23 protein-coding genes are annotated in these 21,903 nt (G+C 68.2%); 11 read left to right on the top strand and 12 right to left on the bottom strand.

What is annotated here, in order from left to right; genetic code table 11:
- Positions 1–219 precede the first annotated feature (219 nt).
- Genes Psi02_RS28165 through Psi02_RS28175 form a run of 3 tightly spaced genes read right to left on the bottom strand, consistent with a single transcriptional unit; the run spans position 220 to position 1,885 of the window.
- Positions 220–1,200 (bottom strand): NAD(P)-dependent alcohol dehydrogenase, encoded by a 981-nt coding sequence (locus Psi02_RS28165; protein WP_203978773.1) that lies wholly within the window; start codon positions 1,198–1,200, stop codon positions 220–222.
- On the bottom strand, positions 1,197–1,430 hold the full coding sequence (locus Psi02_RS28170) for a helix-turn-helix transcriptional regulator (RefSeq protein WP_203978775.1): 234 nt from the start codon (positions 1,428–1,430) through the stop codon (positions 1,197–1,199). Before Psi02_RS28170 ends, Psi02_RS28165 begins: the two co-directional genes overlap by 4 nt.
- On the bottom strand, positions 1,424–1,885 hold the full coding sequence (locus Psi02_RS28175) for a hypothetical protein (RefSeq protein WP_239095220.1): 462 nt from the start codon (positions 1,883–1,885) through the stop codon (positions 1,424–1,426). Before Psi02_RS28175 ends, Psi02_RS28170 begins: the two co-directional genes overlap by 7 nt.
- A 290-nt stretch (positions 1,886–2,175) precedes the next feature.
- Between Psi02_RS28175 and Psi02_RS28180 the strand changes: the two genes are divergently transcribed.
- Positions 2,176–2,844: a hypothetical protein gene (locus Psi02_RS28180; RefSeq protein ID WP_203978777.1), complete on the top strand. Its 669-nt coding sequence runs from the start codon at positions 2,176–2,178 to the stop codon at positions 2,842–2,844.
- 57 nt (positions 2,845–2,901) lie between these two features.
- Complete coding sequence (locus Psi02_RS28185) at positions 2,902–3,183, top strand: putative quinol monooxygenase (protein WP_275415284.1); 282 nt, start codon at positions 2,902–2,904, stop codon at positions 3,181–3,183.
- A gap of 130 nt (positions 3,184–3,313) precedes the next feature.
- Here the strand turns inward: Psi02_RS28185 and Psi02_RS28190 are convergent, their stop codons facing one another.
- Complete coding sequence (locus Psi02_RS28190) at positions 3,314–5,179, bottom strand: twin-arginine translocation signal domain-containing protein (protein ID WP_203978787.1); 1,866 nt, start codon at positions 5,177–5,179, stop codon at positions 3,314–3,316.
- Between the two features lie 197 nt (positions 5,180–5,376).
- Between Psi02_RS28190 and Psi02_RS28195 the strand changes: the two genes are divergently transcribed.
- From Psi02_RS28195 to Psi02_RS28210, 4 genes are all read left to right on the top strand, one after another.
- Positions 5,377–6,366 (top strand): asparaginase, encoded by a 990-nt coding sequence (locus Psi02_RS28195; protein WP_239095221.1) that lies wholly within the window; start codon positions 5,377–5,379, stop codon positions 6,364–6,366.
- Between the two features lie 144 nt (positions 6,367–6,510).
- Positions 6,511–6,981 (top strand): transcriptional regulator, encoded by a 471-nt coding sequence (locus tag Psi02_RS41000; protein WP_203978789.1) that lies wholly within the window; start codon positions 6,511–6,513, stop codon positions 6,979–6,981.
- Between the two features lie 152 nt (positions 6,982–7,133).
- Positions 7,134–7,706, top strand: coding sequence for a hypothetical protein (locus Psi02_RS28205; protein WP_203978791.1), 573 nt, complete (start codon positions 7,134–7,136; stop codon positions 7,704–7,706).
- A 4-nt stretch (positions 7,707–7,710) separates the two neighbouring features.
- Complete coding sequence (locus Psi02_RS28210) at positions 7,711–10,479, top strand: bifunctional YncE family protein/alkaline phosphatase family protein (protein ID WP_203978792.1); 2,769 nt, start codon at positions 7,711–7,713, stop codon at positions 10,477–10,479.
- A 174-nt stretch (positions 10,480–10,653) separates the two neighbouring features.
- On the opposite strand, the gene Psi02_RS28215 is transcribed toward Psi02_RS28210, so the two are convergent.
- Together Psi02_RS28215 and Psi02_RS28220 are read right to left on the bottom strand one after the other, a co-directional pair.
- On the bottom strand, positions 10,654–10,800 hold the full coding sequence (locus Psi02_RS28215) for a transposase (RefSeq protein WP_203978798.1): 147 nt from the start codon (positions 10,798–10,800) through the stop codon (positions 10,654–10,656).
- A 48-nt stretch (positions 10,801–10,848) separates the two neighbouring features.
- Positions 10,849–11,703, bottom strand: a complete 855-nt coding sequence (locus Psi02_RS28220) for an NAD(P)H-binding protein (RefSeq protein ID WP_203978800.1) — start codon at positions 11,701–11,703, stop codon at positions 10,849–10,851.
- Positions 11,704–11,802: 99 nt separating this feature from the next.
- On the opposite strand from Psi02_RS28220, the gene Psi02_RS28225 reads away from it, so the two are divergent.
- Positions 11,803–12,258 carry a MarR family winged helix-turn-helix transcriptional regulator gene (locus Psi02_RS28225; RefSeq protein WP_203978802.1) on the top strand — a complete coding sequence of 152 codons (456 nt, stop codon included), beginning with the start codon at positions 11,803–11,805 and terminating at the stop codon, positions 12,256–12,258.
- A gap of 61 nt (positions 12,259–12,319) precedes the next feature.
- Here Psi02_RS28225 and Psi02_RS28230 read toward each other — a convergent pair whose 3' ends face one another.
- The 4 genes from Psi02_RS28230 to Psi02_RS28245 form a co-directional block, all read right to left on the bottom strand.
- Positions 12,320–12,649, bottom strand: a complete 330-nt coding sequence (locus Psi02_RS28230; RefSeq protein WP_203978804.1) for a hypothetical protein — start codon at positions 12,647–12,649, stop codon at positions 12,320–12,322.
- Between the two features lie 5 nt (positions 12,650–12,654).
- Positions 12,655–13,086, bottom strand: a complete 432-nt coding sequence (locus tag Psi02_RS28235; protein WP_203978806.1) for a transposase — start codon at positions 13,084–13,086, stop codon at positions 12,655–12,657.
- 240 nt (positions 13,087–13,326) lie between these two features.
- Positions 13,327–15,939 carry a glycoside hydrolase family 2 protein gene (locus tag Psi02_RS28240; RefSeq protein WP_203978808.1) on the bottom strand — a complete coding sequence of 871 codons (2,613 nt, stop codon included), beginning with the start codon at positions 15,937–15,939 and terminating at the stop codon, positions 13,327–13,329.
- A complete protein-coding gene (locus tag Psi02_RS28245; protein WP_275415282.1) occupies positions 15,939–17,501 on the bottom strand; it encodes a beta-N-acetylhexosaminidase in 1,563 nt (520 codons plus the stop codon). The genes Psi02_RS28240 and Psi02_RS28245 overlap by 1 nt, the downstream gene beginning before the upstream one ends.
- Positions 17,502–17,768: 267 nt before the next feature.
- On the opposite strand from Psi02_RS28245, the gene Psi02_RS40825 reads away from it, so the two are divergent.
- The 4 genes from Psi02_RS40825 (at position 17,769) to Psi02_RS28260 (ending at position 20,127) form a co-directional block, all read left to right on the top strand.
- Positions 17,769–17,900: a hypothetical protein gene (locus tag Psi02_RS40825; RefSeq protein WP_275415283.1), complete on the top strand. Its 132-nt coding sequence runs from the start codon at positions 17,769–17,771 to the stop codon at positions 17,898–17,900.
- A gap of 459 nt (positions 17,901–18,359) precedes the next feature.
- Positions 18,360–19,373 carry an RNA polymerase subunit sigma-70 gene (locus Psi02_RS28250; protein WP_203978810.1) on the top strand — a complete coding sequence of 338 codons (1,014 nt, stop codon included), beginning with the start codon at positions 18,360–18,362 and terminating at the stop codon, positions 19,371–19,373.
- Positions 19,374–19,378: 5 nt separating this feature from the next.
- Complete coding sequence (locus tag Psi02_RS28255; protein WP_203978812.1) at positions 19,379–19,675, top strand: hypothetical protein; 297 nt, start codon at positions 19,379–19,381, stop codon at positions 19,673–19,675.
- Positions 19,672–20,127 (top strand): DUF6069 family protein, encoded by a 456-nt coding sequence (locus tag Psi02_RS28260; RefSeq protein ID WP_203978814.1) that lies wholly within the window; start codon positions 19,672–19,674, stop codon positions 20,125–20,127. The genes Psi02_RS28255 and Psi02_RS28260 overlap by 4 nt, the downstream gene beginning before the upstream one ends.
- 47 nt (positions 20,128–20,174) lie before the next feature.
- On the opposite strand, the gene Psi02_RS28265 is transcribed toward Psi02_RS28260, so the two are convergent.
- Both Psi02_RS28265 and Psi02_RS28270 read right to left on the bottom strand, forming a co-directional pair.
- Complete coding sequence (locus Psi02_RS28265) at positions 20,175–21,077, bottom strand: YcnI family copper-binding membrane protein (RefSeq protein ID WP_203978822.1); 903 nt, start codon at positions 21,075–21,077, stop codon at positions 20,175–20,177.
- A 67-nt stretch (positions 21,078–21,144) separates the two neighbouring features.
- The gene (locus tag Psi02_RS28270; RefSeq protein ID WP_203978824.1) at positions 21,145–21,897 is read right to left on the bottom strand and encodes a hypothetical protein; all 753 of its coding nucleotides are present in this window, start codon (positions 21,895–21,897) and stop codon (positions 21,145–21,147) included.
- Positions 21,898–21,903: the final 6 nt, after the last annotated feature.

Consider the following 21,903-nt stretch of genomic DNA (forward strand, 5'->3'; position numbering starts at 1 on the left):
CCGCGGCGATGACGGATCTTGACGCATCCGAGCGTGGTCGATATCCGGGATCGCGTCATCGGTGTCAGCACCTGGATCGTCAGGGTGCAGGCTCCCGGTCGGCTGGGTGCCTGCACCTAGGACGTGGGGCCCGCCCGAGTCGACCGGCCTTGGGACCGGCGGAGGGGTTCGCGATCCTCGGCGTGCCGGAGTCGCGGCCGGGACAGATCTGACAGACCGTCAGTCGTTCAGGGTGATGACGATCTTGCCGGCGGGGTGGCCTTCTGCGAGGTATCTGATGGCGTCGGGGGCCTCGCCGAGGTGGTACGTGCGGTCGATGACCGGAGTGACCGCGCCCGCATCGATCAGCCGGCCCAGCTCCTCCAGCTCCTGCGCGCGTTCCCTGGACGCCAGGCCGCGCAGGTGCTGTCGGGTGAACATGGAAACGAAGGGTGCGCGCATCTGGCGGGTGTAGCCGCCGAGCAGTCCGCCGGCGTCGTGGCCGCCGCCGGCCAGCACCAGCGTCCCGCGCGGGGTCAGCGCGCGCCGCAACAGCGACAGCGGCCGGCACCCCGCGGTGTCGATGATCACGTCGTGACGCGGGCCGTCGCGGTCGACCTCCTCACGGGTGTAGTCGATCACCTCCTCGGCGCCGAGCGAGCGCACCAGTTCAGCCTTGCCGGTGCTGCACACGCCGGTCACCCTCGCGCCGAACGCCTTGGCGATCTGCACCGCGTACGACCCGATGCCGCCGGCGGCGCCGACGACCATCACGTTCTGCCCCGGCTGGACCCGCCCGCCGTCGCGGACGGCTTCCAAAGCGGTCACCCCGGAGATGGGAACCGCGGCGGCCTGCTCGAACGACAGCCTGGCCGGCTTGGGAGCGAGTCGCTCGCGAGGGGCGGCCGCGTATTCGGCGTAGCTGCCGCTCGGGGTGGTGCCGTACACCTCGTCGCCGGGCTGGAACCGCGTCACGCCGGAGCCGACCGCCGTCACCACCCCGGCCAGCGCGCGGCCGCGCACGGCGACCCTGGGCCGTGTCAGCCCGAAGGCGACCCGCGCGCCGTACGGCCGGCCGGTCATGCAGACCCACACGCCCGGGTCCACCCCGGCGGCGTGCACCTGGACCAGCACCTGGTCCGCTCCGATCGGCGGCCGGTCGACTTCGCGTAATCGGAGCACGTCGGCCGAGCCGTACACGTCCTGGGCGATGGCTTTCATGTCGTCTCCTCCTGTGAGCCGGGGTAGTGGAACACCTCTTCGAGCGGAACCTTGAACACGTGGGCGATCTGGAAGGCGATTTCGAGGGACGGCGAGTACCGGCCCTGCTCGATGGCGATGACGGTCTGCCGGGTCACGCCGATGCGCTCGGCCAGCTCGGCCTGGGTCATCTCGTCGTGCGCGAACCGCAGAGCACGGATGCGGTTGGTCACCCGGGTCGGTTTCACCATTGGGGGAAGCTCCCGCGATACACGATGACCTTGGTGACGTTGCCGAGGACCGCCGACAGCGCGAAGCACAGGTAGATGACGTTGGCGATCCAGAACCGGTCCCAGCCGGCGACCGCCATGAGCATCGCCGCGACCGCGCCGATCGTCACGAACGACTGGCCGACGTGGTCACCCAGCCGCCCGATCTCCCGGTCCCGCACGTCCTTGGCCCGGGACGCCTTCGGGTTCACCGCTCCGGCCACGACCTCGGCCACGATCGCGGCGACGATGGCCGCGCCCACGCTCCACAGCAGCGCCGCGGCATAGGGGGCCTCGGCCAGCGGCCGCCCCGCGGCCCGACCCAGCACCACCACGACGTACCCGCCGTACGCGGCGACGGCCACCACCAGCCGGATCCACGCCCGTTTCTCTTCGAGGGTCATGACCTTCTCCGTGATGTACAGAATCTTTGACATCTCAAAAGTAGCCAATCTTTGACCTCATGTCCAGAATCTTTTACATCGCCGTACGGACTCCTGGTGACGGGACGTTCGGTGAACGATCACGCGGACACGAGCGTGATCGCGGGACGGGCGGGGACGGCGTCGCGGCTACGTGCCGAGGCCCTTGGTCTCCAGGTGGCAGGAGCCCTTGCCTCTCACGCTTCCGCAGTGAACATGGCGATCAACGCGGCACGTGCCGGCGCCGGTAGTGTCGTTGCCCAACGCAACTGGCGTGAACCGGACAACTCACAGGGGATTCCGACGTGAACCGCTCTTCCCTGCCCATCGCTGTCGCCCTCGCCCTGTCGGGGGGAATGCTGTTGACCGCCTGCGGCGGGGGCGGGTCGGACGACGGGGACAAGATCCAGCCGCCCGCGACGACGGCGGCCGCCCCGACCATCACGGCGGCGACGCCGGCGCCGACGGCCACTCAGGCCGCAGCGGCGAACGCTCCGAAGTTCGACCTTCCCTCCGACATCACGGCGGACTTCAAGGGTTTCGACAGCGACCCCAAGAACAAGGCCGTACTCCAGGACGCGAGTTACGCGGCGAAAGCGGTGCTCGAACTGGAGGCGAGGACTAACACCAAGGTCACACCGAACTTCGCGCGCTTCTTCACCGGTGAGCGCGGTGCCGCATACGCCGACTCGCTGATCAGTCAGGGCAAGGACGGCAACGTCATCACCGGCACCTACCACTACTACAAGCCCGTGGTGAAGTCGGTGGCGGGCGGCAACCTTTCGGTCCGGTACTGCGAGGACCAGCGGAAGGCGTACGCGAAGAACGTGAAGACGGGCAAGGTCAACGTGACCACGCCCTCGTTGTCGGACTTCCGGCTGTGGACGCTGCTGATGACCAAGTCATCGACCGGCGAGTGGCAGGTCTTCGACCACACCTGGGTCAAGGGGGCGAAGCAATGCGAGGTCGTGTGACGTGGTTGGCCGCATGACGACCACATCGACGGCCCAGGCGCCCGTTTCGCTCTACGGATTCCTCACTCCCATGCCCGGGCCGAGGAGCTCAGGAGACTCCTGATGGACCTCGCCGAGCCGTCCCGGGGGCACGCGGGCAACCTGCAATACCACCTCCACGAGCAGGAGGACGGCCGGTTCTTCCTCTACGAAGTCTGGCGCTCGCAGGAGGATCTCGACCGGCACGACGCGACCCCGCTGCTGCGAGCCTTCATGGACCAACTGCCCGACCACACCGAAGGAACGCCCGAGGCCTACTTCGGCGCGATGAGAAGTCCCTATCCGGCCGTCGCGGCGTGACGGGACCTCGGCCGTCGGCGGCGGTGATCGGCGCGTACCGCCGACCACCGCCGCCTTGAAACGCTCGGCCACGGTTACCAGGTCCAGGGCGGTGACCACACCGCCCACGGACCCGCCTTGCGGCAGCCCCTCAGCGCACGAGCCGTGCTGCGGGAATCCCTCCTTGGGGGACGTCCCGGAGTAGCCAGACGGGGTTGGAAAGAGCAAGTACGGCCCCCGTACGATCCCGCACCTCAACCCGCACGAACCGGGGCGCGGAGGTGTTGACGGGCACGTCGACGAATCCCTGAGCGGCCCATGCGGCCGACGGCATCTCGGTGAACGTGGTGCCAGGTTCAGGCTTCGACGGCCCGGCGAGGTCGACCGTTCCCTGCACGATGCGGACCACGCTGTCGGCCGGAAGGCCGGTGAGGATGGCGCGGACGGTGCGGGTGGCGGCGGTGGAAACGGTGATGGACCCCATGGGGGCGGCCCCGTCGACCTGCAGGTCGATGACGCCGGAGAAACGCGCGGGGTCGCCGAAGTAGACCCGGCCCGCCGAGAGGCTGGTGAGCAGGTCGGCCAGCTCACGGCTGGGCGCATGCGCCCAGGTGACGAAGTTGGACTTCTGGCCGAGCCAGTCCTGGCCGGAGTGGTCGTCGCTGACGCCGGTGCCGGTGAGGAAGATCCCGTTGCGTGAGCAGACGTCCCACAGCTGCGAGTGCCGGTCGAGGTCGACCCCGCCGCGGCTGGGGTAACCGACCTCGAGGATGTCGCAGCCCATGGCCCGGTCGGCGAGAACGGTCTTGGCAACCGAGGCGCGCATCGCGTCCTGCTGGGCGGGCGGGAGGTTGGCCGGGGTGGAGGTGCCGAAGGGGTGGTTGTAGGAGGCGAGGCCGCCCATCGACTGGATCATCGAGACGACGGCGAGCCCGGCGGCGGGGTCGGGGTCGGCGGTCGGCGTGGGCTTGGCGAAGGTCGGCATAGTGATCTTGGGGCCGAACCAGTTGACGTGCGTGGGCTTGACGAGGGAGACCTCGAGGCCCTGGTACTGGCGCACCGCGGGGAACTTCGCGGAGTAGCCGGCCATCAGCGCAGCCTGAACCTGCAGGACGGCGTCGTCAGAGCGCGCCGGGCGGGAGATGCGGAGCAAGTCGAACCATCCGTCGGCGAGACGCTCCTTCTCGCTGACCGCGCCCAAGGTCAGGGCCAGCATCGCGGCGTCGCGGCTCTCCAGGTCCGGCCAGAACCGCGCGATGTCCTCGGCCGGGGACATCCGCAGCGTGGTCCACTCCCCTTGCCTGGCGGGCAGGTGCACCACGGCGTTCAGCCCATCGCACTTACGCGACTTGCCCTGGGTGCCGTCCACGATGTAGGTCAGCGTGTACTGGCCGGCGGGCCGGCCCGCCGTCGCCGGCCGCCAGCTGGTGGTGACCACCACGGCGAGGTAGGCGTGCGGCGACACCTCGGCGGGGAAGACGTCGACTTCGATGGTCTGGTCGTAGAGCGACCGCTGCAGCACCGTGTTCGTGGCGTCCCCCGAGATGCGCACCGCCGCCGCGTCACGACCGGCGGAGGTCGCCGAGAGCCGCACCGAGCCAGGCGTGGACGCGTCTCCGGGTGAGGCCATCGCCTTGTCCCAGAAGACCTGCGACGACGCCAGGGTTCCTTCGCGCTTCTCCGTCCACGAGCAGGCCACACCGTTCACCTGCTCTGACGGGCCGTTCATGTGGAGCACGCCGGGGTAACCGTGCTCGGCCATCCGGAAGTCGTGCTCGGTCCACCACATGACGTCGATGCCCGTGCGGGTGGCCTGTTCGAGGTGGCCCTGCATGCTGCCGGCGCCCTCGCTCCAGGAGGCATGGATATGCATCGCCATCGAGATCGGACGGGCGACGGAGCCGTTCGTGATGTCGGCGGCGAGCGCGGGCTGAGGCCCCAGCGCGAGACGCCCGGCTCCAAGGGCGGTGACCGCCGCAGTCGCCTTCAACAGATCGCGTCGTGATACCGGGCTCATCGTGCTCCATCCTCGTGATGTTGGATCCCGACAAAAATGTCGTAAATGAATGAAGCGGACACGACGATAGAGAGAAGGACGTCGCACACGAAGAGGAACACGCGCGATGTCCGCTCGAGGGCCGACGCACGCATGTCGGCGGCCACCGCAGGCCGTACGCTCGGCGTCAACGGCCCACGACCCTGAAAGGCGGGTACGTGTCCACCCATATCGCGGTCTTCTCGCTGGGCGGCACCATCGCCATGACCCCCGGCGCGGAAGGCGGAGGCGCCGTACCCACGCTGTGCGGAGACCAACTCCTGGCGATGGTGCCCGGGCTCGCCGAACTCGGCCTCAAGATCGAGGCGATCGACTTCCGCCGACTGCCAGGAGCTTCGCTCAGCTTCGACGACCTCCGCGACCTGGCCGCCGCGATCCATGACAGTGACGCGGACGGCGTCGTCGTCACCCAGGGAACCGACAGCATCGAGGAGACCGCCTACCTCCTCGATCTGCTCCACACCGGGCAGATTCCGGTCGTCGTGACCGGTGCGATGCGCAACGCCGCCCTGGCCGGGCCTGACGGGCCGGCCAACGTTCTCGCCGCGATCCAGGTCGCAGCAGACCCCGCGGCTCGCGAACTCGGTTGCCTGGTCGTGTTCGCCGATGAGATCCACGCCGCGTCCCGTGTCCGCAAGACACACAGCACCAGCGTGACCACATTCGCTTCGCCCAACGGCGGAGCCGTCGGCCATGTGGTGGAGGGCAGGCCGCGGTTTCTGTCCGGTCCGCGTGAACGAGTCACCGTGCGCCTGCCCGCGCAGGTGCGTTTCGCCAGGGTCGCCATGGTCACCGCCACTCTCGGCGACGACGGCGAGATCCTGCGCCCGCTCGTGAACGAATGCGAAGGCCTGGTGGTCGCCGCGATGGGCGTCGGCCACGTCCCCGCCGCCTACCTGGACGCACTGACCTTCCTCGCCGAACGCATGCCCGTCGTCCTGACCTCCCGCACCGGGGCTGGATCGGTGCTCACCCACACCTACGCCTACTCCGGCTCCGAAGGCGACCTGCTCGACCGCGGACTGATCAACGCAGGCTTCCTCCACCCCTACAAGGCCCGCATCCTCCTCACCGCCCTGTTGACGGCCGGTACCTCCAGAACTGGAATCGAGGAGGCCTTCGCCAGAGCGGGAGACGCCCGCGCGTAGTCATGGACCTGACCGTCGGCCGAGATCAGGGTGCTGGAGATCGCACCGTCAGGCGGGCCGATCGAGGCGGATGAGATCGGCGTAGACGCTGGCCGCTCTCAGGGAAAGGCGTCTGACGTCGGCCGCGCTCAAGGAATGGCGCCCATGACGGAGCCGACCCCGAACGCCATCCGCCGCGCCCATCCCCGCCACGACCTCGACGATCTGCTCACTCACGCGGTACGCCTGCCCATCGTCGCGACGCTCGCCGACGTCGACCGCGCCGAGTTCGCGCTGGTCCGCGACAGCGTGGAGATCACCGACCCGATGCCGTCCAAGCAGGTCGCCCTACTCGAACAGGCTGGCTGCGTCGGCGTCGACAAAGGCCGGGGCGCCCGCACCTGGCTCAGCCTCACCCCCGACGGACGGGCCGCCCACCGCCGCCATATCCGCGCCCTGCAGGCGATCGCCGGCCTGACTTACGACGACTCAGACGATTATCCCGGCAGCACGCGGAACAGGGCGGAGCGTCCTTTCAAGGGAAGCGGGGGCCGACCCCGCCGCCGGCATAGCTGGCGACCTGCAGCCTGGGTGCGACCGCGCGATCGCCGGTGCGGATGGTTATCGCCGGGTTAAGCAGCATTTCAGCGACTTGAGTGGTTATCGCCAAGGTAAGTGGCATTTCGGCAGTTAAGTGACATTCGCCCAAAGTTCGGCTGCGTGCCTCGCCAGAGCAAACCGCGATCTTTAGGTTTCTCTTGCTGCTGATCAAGCCGAGGGAGACCAACTTGCACAGGACCCCCGCAGCTCGGGCTCGCGGGATCACCAAGTCCTTCGGTGATGGGGTCGCATTCGACGGCGTCGATCTCGACGTGGGGGGCGGGCTGGACGACCTCGCCGCGCTGTGCTTCGAGGTCACCATCCTCGCCACCGGACGGGTCGTCTTCTCCGGGCCGTTGAGCAAGCTCCGGCTGGGCACCTGGCGTCACCTCCTCGTGGCGGATCTTCGTGGCGAAGACCCTTGCCGGCCTCACCGTGATCCTGTTGCCGGTGGCCGGACGCACCGCGTCGGGCATCGCGGCCACCGCGTCCTGCGACAAGGGCGACTCCCGGGACCTCGACGAGGGGCCGGGCAACGACTGGCGGTCGTCGTGTCCTGGCACGTCCCCGGCGCGACCGCCGTGGGCAACGCCATCTACCAGCTCGACGTCACCGCGGACGGGCGGTACGTCGCCGACGGAGACGGACCTAAGGAGGTGAACGGCTACTTCCAGGTGCGCACCCCGAACGGGGACGCGCCCAACCCCCTGTGGCAGTTCGACGGGAACGTCGACCTGCTCACAAGCACCACGAAGGAATAGTTTCATGCACGTCACGCGCCAGCGCGTCACGAAGGTTTCCACCGGGCTCCTCAGCCGCCCCACCGGCCGCCGGGTTCAGCTCCTCGCAGCCGCCACCGCCGCTCTCGTAGTCGCCGGCGGGGGCATCGCCTACGCCAACACCGGGATGTTCGGCACCGACCAGGTCGCCCAGACCACCGACAAGGGCCTGGTCACGTCCGGCGACCAGTACATCAAGCCGATCGGTGAGCGCCTGGTCCTCAACGAGGGCAAGATCATGTCGTCCTCGGTGAGCCCGGACGGCACCCACCTCGCGGCTTCGATCACCGATGGTGGGATGGCGCTCGCCGTCGTGGACCTGAAGACGTACACCCTGCAGCAGTACGTCGGCAACAACGCCGCGGCGAATCTGCGCATCCCCGGTAACGACGTGGGCCAGGAAGGCCCCACGTACTCGCCCGACGGCAAGCACCTGTGGCTGGGCCAGACCGACGGCTACACCCGGTTCGACGTGAACGCGGATGGCACCCTCGCCAACCCGACGTTCATCACCATCGCCGCGCAGGGCTCGAAGCACGCGCTGGTGGGTGAGCTGGTGTTCTCCGCTGACGGCTCCACCGCGTACTCGGCCGTCAACGGCCAGAACCGCGTGGTCGCGCTCGACACGGCGACCGGCGCCATCAAGCAGAGCTGGAACGTGGGCAACGCCCCGCGTGACATGGTCCAGGTCGGCAACAAGCTGTACGTCAGCAACGAGGGCGGGCGTCCGGCCAAGCCCGGCGAAACCACGATCAACTCCTACGGCACCCAGGTGCCGGCCGACCCGAAGACCGGCGCCACCACCACCGGCACGGTCAGCGTCATCGACCTGGCGACCCTCGCTGCCGCCGCCAAGAGCATCGACGTCGGCCTGCACCCGACCGCCGTGTACGCCAAGAACGGCGCGGTGTTCGTCACCAACACCGCCACCAACGACGTGTCGGTCATCGACACCCACCGCGACAAGGTCGTCCAGACCATCGCCACCCAGCCGTGGCCGGAGGCCTCGGTCGGTTACGAGCCCGACGCGGTGACGCTCACCGACGACGGCCACCTGCTGGTGACCCTCGGCCGCGCCAACGCGATCGCCGTCTACCGGTACAAGAGCCCGCAGGAGCCGGTCAGCTACGTCGGCCTGCTCCCGACGGACTACTTCCCCTCCGAGATCACCACCGTCGGCAAGGACGTGCTGGTCTCCAACACCCGTGGTATCGACGCCCGCAGCCCCTCCAACTTCCCGCCGCCGGCCTGGTACCACGGCACCCACGACACGACCTCCAGCCTGCAGCGGTTCAGGCTGCCGGACGACAAGACCATCAAGTCCTACACGGCCAAGGTCTTCGAGCAGAACGGCTGGACCAACAACTCGGTCAAGATCGCCAACGGCAAGGGCCACGCCAACAAGAAGCCGGTGCCGGTCCCCGTACAGCTCGGCGACCCCTCGACGATCAAGCATGTCTTCCTGGTCGTCAAGGAGAACCGGAACTACGACGAGGTCTTCGGTGACATGCCGAAGGGCAACAACGACCCGAGACTGATCCAGTACGGCGAGAACGTGACGCCGAACCAGCACGCGCTGGCCACGCAGTTCGGGCTGTATGACAACGCCTACGACACCGGCACGAACTCCGCCGAGGGCCACAACTGGATCATGCAGGCCGACAACCCCGAGTACACCGAGTCCTCGGCCGGTGAGTACACACGCAGCTACGACACCGAGGACGACGCTCTCGGCCACCAGAAGACCGGCTTCATCTGGACCGGTGCGCAGGCGGCTGGGAAGTCCGTCAAGGACTTCGGCGAGTTCCAGTCGTTCGAGCAGAAGCCGGCGGACGCGACCTGGCAGAACCTGTACTGCGACGCCAAGGTCATGGACGCGACCGGGAAGCCCTCCGCCTACCCCATCAAGACGGGTTCGGCGATCCCGTCGCTCAACGCGGTGTCGGTGCCCGGCTTCCCGCAGTTCGACACCAGCGTCCCGGACGTTTACAAGTACGAGGTCTGGAAGCAGGACTTCGAAAAGAACGGCCCGGCGAACCTGAACATGTTCTGGCTGTCCAACGACCACACCGGCGGTTCGACGACCGGACCCGCCCAGGTCGCCGACAACGACCTCGCCCTTGGCAAGATGGTTGACGAGATCTCGCACAGCAAGTACTGGAAGGACTCCGCGATCTTCGTGGTCGAGGACGACTCCCAGGGCTGGGTCGATCACGTCGATGGCCACCGTGCCCCGATCCAGATCATCAGCCCCTGGGCCCAGCACGGCACCGTGGACAGCCACTACTACACGCAGATCACCATGGTTCGCACCATCGAGCAGATGCTCGGGATCCACCCGATGAACCAGCTGGACAGCGCCGCCACTCCGATGGCTACGGCGTTCACCAACAAGCCCGACTACACGCCGTTCACCGCTGTGCCCAACCGGACCTCGCTGACCCTGGGTCTGTCCACCCCGCCGTCCTGTGGCCTGGACACCCCGGCGCCGCAGAACCCGAACGCCGCACCCGCGCCGACGACGGCGAAGGTGCCGGCAGCCGAGCAGCAGGTGGCGGCGCAGTGGCAGACCTGGAAGGGGAAGCAGGCGTTCACCGGGCCCAACGCCAAGGCCGACTCCGCTCCCCCGGAGCAGATGAAGCGCTTCGCGTGGTACGAGGCGCACGGCTGGACCAAGCCCTTCCCGGGTGACGCCAAGATCTACGCCCCGAACGACGTTCCGGGCGCCTACATCCCGTCGTCGGACAACGACTGACGTAGGTTGATCACATAGGAGGGCCCCTGGCCGGCGTTACAGCTGGCCCGGGGCCTCTTCTGTTCCCTGTGCGGCGAAACAGGATTCGGACCATCGATGTCTGCGGGTCTGTCCAGTGAACGGCTCTGTCGCAGATTCGGCTCTGGCACGAATTCGGTGGTGGCGGTCGGTGATCTAGGCGAGCAGGATGCGCTTGCGGAGTAGGGCGAAGCCGGCTGGGCCGTACATCTGGCGTTTGATGAGTTTGACCTTGGTGTTGGCACCCTCTATCCGGCCGTTGCCGTAGGCCAGGGTGCGGCCGCGTGCGACGGTCTTACCCACGTCGTAGCAAGGCGCGGGTCGACGGTTGTCGAGATGCGGACGTGCAGTTCAGGTGGTCCGGAAGGCGTCGGCGTTGCGTGCGCACCAGGCGGCGAAGGTGCGGGGCTTGCGCTGGAGCAGGCGCTCCACGGTGTCGGTGCGAAATCCGGCTGTGTCGGCGCGCATGAGGTGGAACCCCTCGATGATGGCCTCGGCCAGCGCCGGAGGTGCCCCTTGGGGGAATCGAGAGGCGACGGCCTCCTCTGCGGTGGTCACTGCCCGGACCACGATCTCCTGGCCGGCCGCCGCAGCAAGGATCTTGACCTGTTCGGTGATGGTGAACAGCTCCTCGCCGGTGAGAACATATTCCTGGCCTTGGTGGCTGTCGCCGGTCAGCGCCAGGGCGGCGACGGCGGCAATGTCGGCGGGGTCGATCGGCGCGTACCGGCCGGGGCCGACCGGATCGAGGACATAGCCCGCCTGGCGGATGGTGGGCAGCCAGTCGAAGGCGTTGGTCATGAAGCCGCCGGGCCGCAGGAAGGTGGCCGGGATGTCGGAAGCTCGGATGGCCTGCTCGCGTTCGTGGTGCCAGCGACCCATGGCGGGCATGGGGTCGCCGAGCACGTTGAACGAGGACTGGTGCACGATGTGGCGCACCCCCGCGGACTGGGCGGCGGCTACGGCGTGCCTGGTGTGGTCGAGGCCGATGCCGGGGGTGAGCAGGAACAGCCGGTCGACTCCGGCGAAGGCGGGCGGCAGCGTCGCCGAGTCGCTCAGGTCAGCCACGACCCGTTCGGCCCGCTCGGGCAACGTGGCGGCACGGGCGGGGTCGCGGACCAAGATGCGGAACGGCACGCCGAGCTCGTCCAGTTGGTGGACGAGCTCGCGGCCGATATTTCCGGTGGCGCCGGTGACGAGTATCATGAAGACCCCTAAATCGTGTACCGGTTAACGAACGAGAAGAACGTTAACCGGTACACGATCAGCCGTCAATCGCACCCCGACATCACTGGAGGTCTCGACGTGCCCGAGTTCCTGGACCTGCACAGCAAGATGTCCAAGGCGCTGCGGGCGGCGGCCGAGACGGCCGTGCGGCGGCACGGGCTGCACCTGGGGCAAGATCACCTGCTCGCGGTGCTGTGGCGGCAAGACGGCCGCACTCCGGGCGAGGTCGCCACCATGCTGAACGTCACCACCCCCAACGTGGTCAAGGCGGCCACCCGGATGGCCGCGGCCGGCCTGCTCACCCGGCGCCGCGACGACCGGGACAACCGGCTGGTCCGACTGTGGCTCACCGACGCCGGACGCGCCCTGCAAGCCCCCATCGAAAAGGAACGGCTGCTGCTCGAAGAGCAGGTCACCGCTGACCTCACCGATGCCGAACGCGAACACCTCCTCAGCGCACTGACGAAGATCCGCCGCTCAGCAATAGCCTTGCTGGACGCCCCCATTGATCAACGCAACTCGGCCATCACCTGACGCCACGATCTCCAGGGCCTTTTCCCCGAGCCCGGCTTGCCTGGGGCGTCGCCATGATCGTTTACTGGTTGGGAAACACCCTCAGCAGACGCTCATCACGCTGCGGGCCGTAGGGCGGCGAGTGGAAGAAGATGTCATGGACATCGCCGGTGGCGTCGTAGTCGCTACCTGGCGAAGACGTGGTGATCACGTGGGCGATCAGATGCGGAGTGTCCTGGTCGCAGGTTTCAGTGAGGTGAACCTTGTACCCGTCCCAGTGGAAGTCACGCTTGGTGGCCGATCGAGCGTCACCGTCGTAGGGCGAGATCCGACGGATCGCGGAGGGAGGTTGTTCGGCCGGGGTACGCCAGCGGATCTGATCGTCAATGGTGACGTACTGCTGGATCCACACGTGGCCTAGCGTCTGGACCGCCGGGAGGTTGCGGAGCCAGTTCGGCGCGATCCCGCTGTAACGGCGCTCAGGGGATCGGCCCCGTCGGCGCCGATCGCGTGCCCGAACTGGATGCGTTTGGCTTTGTTCTGAGGGAGCCGGTAGTCCTCAGTCCTGGCTTCGTAGCGGTCGAACCATCCGGGTTCGACGATGCTCACCAGCCATTCGGGCGCGGCGGCAGGGTCGGTGAACTCCAGGCCGAGTGCGTACTTCCAGTCGATCCGGCCTCGGACGGCCTCGGCTGCCTGCCGGTCCGACAGCCCTTCGCCAAACTGCAGGATGGACACCATCGCCAACCGGGCCGGGGACAGCCCCGGACGACCACGCGCGGAGAACGCCGTTGTGAAGTCCTCGTTAGTGAACAGAATGCCCAGCTCATCCCGGATACGGATCGCCATGCTTCCCTTGGGGGAAGGCTGCCCGCGCCACCGTAATCGTGGTCGCCGGGATCTGATCCGAACCTGCCGAACGTAACGACATCAACGACTCCATCCGCTAGCGAGGACATCAGAAGCGGCCCCATGATCACATCTGTGATCATGGGGCCGGTTCTGTTTGATCTACTTCGCCAACAGTGTCCCCGAAGGGGAGCGGGGGTCTTTGTGTACTTGAGGGCCGGGCCGGCGCCTGGGAGGACCTCAGGAAACAGGGACGGAGGAGGTGGGGATGTTGTAGCCGCGTAACCGCAGGTAGGGGGCTTGTCCGCCGAGGTCGGCCGTCTGGTAGGCGGCGGTGACGGTTGTCGACTCCCCCGGCCAGAGGGAGATGTAGTTGTCGGTGTAGGTGACCGGCACTACCTCGGTGCCGCCGTTGCCCGCGGTGATCTCGGGGCGGACGAAGAAGGCGAGGTTGGTCGCGCTCGTGTTGGTGAGGGTGATCGTGACGGTTTCCTGGCCGCCCGAGGTGACCCTGGACGCGGTGGCGTTCAGGTTGGGATTGGCGGGCAGGCTGTTCAGTCCGGTGAGGTTGGCGGAGTTCTTGGGCGTGGTCCGGTACCAGTTGCTCTTGTTCCCGAGCGTGTCGGCCGTCGTGGAGTACCAGTACAGGTTGTTGCTGACCGTCGCCCCGCTCGCGTCCTTCACCTGGAGGCGGATGAAGTAGGTGGTGGACAGGCCGGTGACGGCGGGGATGGTCAAAACCTGGGTGGAGGAGTTGGCCGCGGCGGTGACGGGCACCGACGTGGTGTACTTCTGCGCCAGGTCCGGGGTGTTGTACAGGGTCGCCGTCGCGGTCAGGCCGCTGCGGGCCGTGAGGGTGGAGTTGACCACGAACACCTTCTTGGTGGCGTAGTCGTAGGCGATGTGCACCGGCTCGTTGGCCTTCTTGCTGCCGAAGTAGCCGCCGCCGGGTTTGAAGTAGTAGTCGTACAGATTCCAGTGCACCGACGGCCAGGCGCTGTTGAGCATCCAGAAGATGGTGCCGAAGGACTGGGTGTACTCATGGGAGTTCCATGCCTCGAAGAACGCCCTGGTGTTCTCGTAGTTCTGCAGTTCCGTCTTGCGTGAGTAGTCGGCCGCGCCGGTGGCCGTGCCGTACCGGCTGTTGAGCCCGGCGGTGAAGGGGGTGGTGTTGTCGAAGACACTGCCGGCCTTGCCCGCGTGGTAGTTCCAGGCCGTGCCGATCGGCCACTGGTCGGCGGGGGCCAGGAAGCGCTGCACGCTCTCCAGCGGCGGCGGCGATTCGGCGCCTTCCTCGCCCGTGGTGCCGAAGGCGCTGCCCGCCTTGGTGGTGTCCCACCACAGGACCGGCGGCTCCCATACGTACGGACCGTCCATCTTCATCCCGGCGTTCGCGTTGGACCAGGTGGCGACGTTGTCCAGGGTCGGGTTCTGCCAGTGCAGGGCGGTTGCGACGTTCTTGTAGGCGGTCAGGTGGGCGGCGGTCGGCGGCTGGTCGCTGCCGTAGGTCCACAGGAATGTGCTGGCGTGGGCGCGGGTGGCGCGCATCTGGGTGTCGAGGGAGGCGAGGGCGACCTGGGCCTGCTCGGCCGACCACCCGCTGTCGTTCTCCCAGGCGCTGCAGCAGACGAAGCCGGGCATCACCATGATGCCGGCCTTGTCGGCCAGGTCGTAGAGCTCCTCGTTGCCGAGCGTGCCCTCCAGGCGGATGGTGTTGAGGCCCATGTCCTTGACGTACTTGATGTGCGCGGCGTTGGTCTTGGTGTCCCAGCGCTGCAGCATGTCCCACATGTAGCCGCCGCCGCGGAACATGATGTTCTGGCCGTTGACCTTGTAACCGGCGAACGACGTGCCGTTGACGGTGGTGCGGTAGTCGGTGAACTGACGGATGCCGAAGTCGATCCCCTTGGTGTCGGAGATCGCTCCGCCCGCGGTCGCCGAGACGCTGAGCTGGTAGAGCTCAGGCGAGCCGAACTGGTAGGGCCACCACAGGACGGGGTTGGTGACGTGGACCGGCGAGAAGGCGACCTCTCGGCGCTCGTTCGCGTTCAAGGTGACGGTCTGGCTGAGCGGGATGCTCGGCTGGCCCGCCTTGCTGATGGTGGCGTTGACCGTGGTGGTGATCGGCGCCGCTGTGGCGTTGACCGCGTCGACGTAGACGGTCAGATCCGCGGCGTTGGTGGCGGGCAGCGGCAGGACGGTCTTGACGTAGGGGTCGCGCAGAGCGACGGGCCCAGTGGTGTCCACCAGCGTCTTGCCCCACAGCCCGGCGTTCATGTCGGGGGCTTCGGGATTCCAGTCGACGGTGCAGAAGGACAGGTCCTTGCAGTCGTGTGCCGGGGGCGTGACGCGAATGGCCAGGGCGTTGACCGCGCCGGGGTGGATCACGCCGGTCACGTTGTACTCGTGGCCGACCATCGTGCCCACGGCGTTGGCGTCGAGCTGGGTGCCGTTCAACCAGATCTGCGCGCGGTAGCTGATGCCCTTGAAGCGCAACCAGTAGACCTGCCCCGGGGAGGTGGCCGCGGCGGTGAACTCGCCCCTGAACCACCAGTCCTGCCCGGTCAGGTCGGGGACGTTCTTGAGGTTCTGGCCGAAGAAGATGTTCTGGTAGACGTTGTTCGCCACCAGCCCGGCCAGCACCGTGGACGGCAGTGAGACAGGGTTCCAGCCCGAGGTGGAGTAGCCGACCTGTGAGACGGTCGCGCCGGTGTCGGACAGTCCGGTGGCCGAGCGCAGTGCCCAGCCGGAGGTCAGCTCGGTGGAGGTGACGGTGGCCGCGCGGGCGTCGACGACGCCGATGGCCAGTACCAGGGTGAGGGTGGAGACGAGGATCGCGAGGAGTCGACGCATCAGGAACCGCCCGGCCAGGAGATCTGCGTGGAGTGGTAGTAGTTGACGCCCATGACGTGCCAGCGCGGGCCCTGGGCGCCGAGCCGCTGCTTGAAGGCCGTCCAGTCGTGGGTCGCCTGCGGCGACCAGCCCAGCTCCGCCACCGCCGGGAGCCTGGGGAAGGCCATGTAGTCGATGTCGGCTCCCGTGACGAGGGTCTCGGTCCACAGCGGCGCCTCGACACCGAGCACGGATGAGGCGGCCACGCCCCTGAGGTAGGCGCCGGGGTCCCAGTCGTAGGCGGTCTTGACGTCGATGTAGCCGGCCCAGTTCTGCCCGAGGGTCGTGCGTGAGTTGTATTTCATGTCGATATAGGTCCGGCTGGCCGGCGACATGATGAGCCGCGTGCCGCGCTGGGCGGCCGTGGCCACCGTGGAGTCGCGGGTGGTGGTTCCCCAGTACTGCGCCACCGTCGACGGCAACGGTGTGGCGTTCACGATGTCGTGCCAGCCGGTGACGGTCTTGCCGTGCGCCGCGACGATCTGCTGGACCCGGTTGACGAACGCCGCGTAGTCGGCGGGCGCGGTGGACGCGGCCTCGTCGCCGCCGATGTGCAGATAGGGGCCAGGAGTGAGGGCTGCGAGCTCCCCGAAGACCTGGTCGATGAAGGTGTAGGTGAGCTCCTTGGAGGTGCACAGGGAGCTGAAGCCGACGTCGGTGCCGGTGTAGAGCGGCGGGGCGACACCGTCGCAGTTGAGCGCCGGGTAGGACGCCAGCGCCGCGTTGGTGTGACCCGGCATGTCGATCTCAGGGACGACCGTGACGAAGCGGGCGGCGGCGTAGGCCACGATCTGCTGGTAGTCGGCCTGGGTGTAGTAACCGCCTGGGCCACCGCCGACGGCGGTGCTGCCGCCGTACGTCGCCAGATTCGGCCAGGAACCGATCGCGATGCGCCAGCCCTGGTCGTCGGAAAGGTGCAGGTGCAGGTAGTTGATCTTGTAAAGGGCGAGCTGGTCGATGTAACGCTCGACCGCGGCCACCGGGAAGAAGTGCCGGGCCACGTCCAGCATGGCGCCGCGATAGCCGAACCTCGGGTAGTCCACGATGTGACCGCCGGGCACCGGCCACGGGCCCGACTGGACCGTCGCGCTGTCGGCCGCGACGGGCAGAAGCTGGTGCAGGGTCTGCACGCCGTTGGCGAGGCCCGCCGGCTGGTTGGCGCGGATGACGATCGACGTGCCGGTGACGTCAAGCTGGTAACCCTCGGGTCCGACCGTGGCGGGGGCGCCGGACAGGAGGAGGGAGATGCCGCCGGTGCCGGGCGCGGGGGCGACGGGGATCGGATAGCCGGTGGAACGGCGCAGGAGTGCGGCGAGCCGGTCGCCGATGCCGGCCGCGGCGGGGTCGGTGTAGACAGCGGTCGAGGTGGTGATGGCGTAGCTCACCCCGGGGGTCGCGGTCGTGGTGACGGGTACCGGGACGACCGAACCGAACGCGACCGCTGTGGCGGCCACCGCGGGAGGCGTGCCCAGAGAGACGAGGAGAGGGACGAGGAGGATCGCGAGGACACGACGGACGTTCACCAAACGCCTCCGCAGGGGTCCGATGCTGCGTGGTCACTGCTGTCCCCCGTGAGCTCTCGGCCCCACGATAAGCGTGCTGGATTAGTTCGTAAAGGTCGCTTCCAATAATCGTGAGAGGGAGATTTCGGCGTTCCTGAGGTCGGTCAGGCGTGTGACAACCGATCGTGTCGGCCGTAGATTCGCCATGATTGTTCCTGATTCAAGGAGGATTCTTCGGTGCACGCCCCCCGACGGCGTATTCCTGCCGCCTGCCTTGCTCTCGCCTGTGTGACCGGGCTTCTCAAGGACGTCACCTTCCATGCGGCGGCCGAGGCCACCGTCGCGGCCGCTCAGCGGCTCGGTGGCGCCACGGCGGCAGGCGTGGCACGTGCCGCGTTCATCTCCCGCGGCCTGCTCTGAACCTGCGCCGATCCTGAACCTGCGCCGACTCGGAACTCCTCCGGCCCTCTTCCCACGCTCATCCCGGATCGCCGGGGGCCGTCGGTGCGCGGGACTTCGGGGCTGCCCAAGTCCCACGCTTTCTGCGGCACCCCAGGTCAGGACATGGATACTGCCTCAGATCAAATGGGAACTGACAACTGCCACGAAGTTGTCCTGCGGATTTGCTGTGATGTGCGCCGTTCCGGTGACGTCGCGTTCGGAGAACAGGGGGTTGCCGGCCCAGAACTGTGCGGTGGGTACGGACCCCGGCACGCGCCAGGCGGCCGCGCACCCGGGCCCTCCTCGCCGTACCGCGCGTCGTGCTCCGCCACCGGATCCGCCACCGGATCAGCCACGCCGACCGACCCTGGTGATGAGTTGTCGCGCCCGCACCCGTCACACCTACGACGGGACACGACGAGAGGGAAGGATGACGTGATGAGTGCGGACACGCGGCTGGAGGAGCTGGGCGTGAGCGGTCTAGGCGGGAGTGGTCTGGGCGAGGTCGACGAGCCGGCGTTCTCGGGGCTGGCGGAGCGGCACCGGCGGGAGCTGCACGTGCACTGCTACCGGATGCTCGGGTCGTTCGAGGACGCCGAGGACACCGTGCAGGAGACGTTCCTCCGTGCCTGGCGGCGGCGGGAGACCTTCGAGGGGCGGTCGACGTTCCGGGCCTGGCTGTACCGGATCGCCACCAACGCCTGCCTGGACCTGCTCGCCAAGTGCCGCCCGGAGCCTGCGACCGGCGGCGAGGTGCTGTGGCTGCAGCCCTACCCGGACCGGCTGCTCGACGAGCTGCCCGCGGGCGACGCGGACGAGCCGGAGACCGTCGCCGTCGCGCGGGAGACGATCGAGCTGGCGTACCTGGTCGCAGTCCAGCACCTCGCGCCGCGCCCGCGGGCCGTGCTGATCCTGCGGGACGTGCTCGGCTGGCCGGCGAAGGACGTCGCGGAACTCCTCGGGGACTCCGTCAACTCCGTGAACAGCGCGCTGCAGCGGGCCCGCGCCGGCATGCGGGAGCACCTGCCCGCCGAGCGGCAGGACTGGACCGGCAGCGAGGAGGACGCCCGGACGCGCGAGCTGGTGCGCCGCTATACCGACGCCAGCGTGGCCACAGACATCGACGGGCTCGCCACACTGCTGCGGGACGACGTCCGCTGCTCGATGCCGCCCACGCCGGGCCTGTACGTCGGCCGCGACACGGTGGTGAACGACTGGGTCGAGAGCGGCTTCGAGAGCATGAAGCACCTGCGCGCCGTCCTCACCTCCGTGAACCGGCAACCCGCCGTCGCCTTCTACCACTGGCGGAAGCAGGAGGGCGCGTACCTGCCGCTGACGATCGACGTCCTGCGCGTCACCGGCGGGGCGATCACCGAGATCGTCACGTTCCACGACGACCAGTTCCCGCGGCTCGGGCTGCCGGAGCGCCTGCCGGCGGCCGGCACGGAGTAGTCCCGGTGTGGACGCTCGCGCTGCGCGGTGGCGCGCGTGTCGCGGTGGTCGCGGCCGAGTGGTGCGACGCGTTCGGCGTCGTCACCCGCGGGCGGGTGCAGCTGGAGCTGCGCGACGGCGAGCCCGGGCCGGTCCTTGGCCGCGACGCCGGGTTCTGGCTCCGCGGCACCGGCGTCCGCGCCCTGCGGAACCCCGGCCGTCGCACGGCGAGGGTGCGCATCGTCACCCCCAGAGCCAGGACCGTCACATGCCAGTCAACACACCCCGTACGTCAGCTACCGAATAATGGAGGAACGACATGAACAGCATGAATGACAACGGGGTCGTCGCAGGCCCGGCATCGGGCCAGACCAGCCACACCCACCCACTCCGCAGCCTCGCCGGCACCGGCTTCATCGCCACGCTCGCAGCGATGGCGGCCACCACCCTCGCCGCTGCGCTTGCCCAGGCCGTTGGAGTCGACTTCGAGATCCCCGATGGTGGCGAGACGATCCCGTTGCCCGGGTTCGCCGTCGTGACCGGCTTCTTCTCGGTCGTGGGCATCGTCATTGCCGTCGCTCTTCTTCGTTGGAGCGCTCGCCCCGCCGAGCGATTCGTGTGGACGACAGTGTCGCTGACCGCGATCTCGTTGGTCCCGCCCCTCCTCTCCGGGGCGAACACCGCCACCACCACCGCCCTCCTCGGACTACACCTCGTCCCTGCGACGGTGATGATCCCCATACTGGCGCGGAGCCTCCGCACCCGGACCGATTGACGATCCCGCAACGGGACGACGCGCGGCGAAAGGGCCGTGCGCGAGCGCTATCGCGTCCGGCGCGACCGCACGGCCATCGTCGCTGCGCACGCGAGGGAGATCACCAGCGAGGTCACGGACAGCCCGATCGCCCACGGAGCTCCCGCGCCCGACCCGGTCTCAGACGTGCTACCCGCGGCCAGAGCCGCCCGGGCGGTGCCCGTCGACGTGGACGATGCCGTGTCCCCCTTGGGCACGAGCCGGAGCATTGGCGCAGGCCGCTCCGGCTCGTCGGCACCGGAGGCCGGCTCCTGGATCCAGCGCACGACCTCGCCATCGCTGTAGTGCTGGAGCGTCTTGAACACCAGACGGTCGGTCTCGGGCAGCGGTCCGGCGCTCACGGAGAACTCGTCGTACTCACCCGGCTTGATCGCTGACTTCGAATCCGCCGCGGTCCAGGTGATCTTTCCGATGACCTCGCTGATCTGCGCGCCGTGCACCTCGATCGGCGTGGCCAGCTTGGTCTTCGTGATCTCGTACGACCAGCCGGGATGTGGCTTCACCGAGACCGAAGCCAGCGGGGAGTCGGTCGGGAGCTGAACCTCGATCTCGGTGGTGCTCGCGTCGTCGCGTTCGTTGGGGACGCGGAACGTCAAGGCGGCGTAGCCGCCCTGGGTGGCCGACTCCGGGCTCACCGTCACGTGCGCGAACGCCACCGCCTGCATGACGCCGACCAGGAAAGCCGCCACACCCACGGTTACAAGGCCACGTACGGCGCGGCGCAGCATACGCACTCTCCGGGTTGTTCCAGACGATCGGGCGCTGGTCGCCTCGGCCTCGGCGGCCCCGACCGTGCCGGAGCTGTCCGGACCGGGCGTGCCCGCGTGTGCCGGACCCAGGTTGCCCATCCGCAGCGCGGGCGCCGTGACGGGTACGGTGGCAGTGCCCGTCAGGGGGGCTCTAGCGCTCAACGCTCCTCCAGCAGGTAAGACTCTCACTGTTCTTCGACCCTCAATAGGTGATCTTCATGGAAGATCGCTAACCGAGGCGGGCCAGCGTTGTCGTCATCAACGCCTTGACCTTCTCGTCGGTATCGGCACGCTGGCCAACCGCCTTGATCTGCGCGTAGCCGACGTAAATGACGGCGTTGGCCTTGTGCACCACGACGGTGACCAGATCGTCGTAGGTGTCCGCGTTCATCTCTGGGGGCGAGGTGTGCACGAGATGCTGGGCGAACCCCTTCCACCCATCCATCTCGATCGGCCGGCTGCCGACCTTGTAAGCGCCCACGACGGACGGTGGTCCGCCGAGCACGCTGAACGCCTCCGGACACTTGGCGGACTCGGCCACGACGGTGTCCATCGTGCCGTCGGCGAGCGAGGGGCTCTGGAAGACCACTGCGCCCTGGGTGACGACCGGAAGCGACGACGGCCCCACGCGCTGCGGGCCGACGATGAACCGCCCGGTCGGATTCCCACCCACCGGCTCGATCGCCGGCTGCACGTCGACCTGGGCGTCCTCCGAGCGCTGGACGTACGGACAGGTCGGGATGCTGTTCGGGGGTGTGTAGATGACGTGCGAGGCGTGGTCGGTGTCCTCGAACTCGGTGGCGCCCTTTCCCAGGTCGCTGGGGCTGACGAGGCCGGAGCGGATGGAGTTCACGGTGTAGGGCGGCTTGGTCAGCGGCTGCGGAGCCCCGTTGGAGCAGCCCGCCAGGACGCAGAGGGCGATCACGCCGGCAGCGGTCATGGTCGCTCGGAGCCGGGACGCCTTCCTGTCAGCGCCTCGCATGTGTGT

Origin of the sequence: Planotetraspora silvatica, from assembly GCF_016863315.1 — a bacterium.
GTDB lineage: Bacteria > Actinomycetota > Actinomycetes > Streptosporangiales > Streptosporangiaceae > Planotetraspora > Planotetraspora silvatica.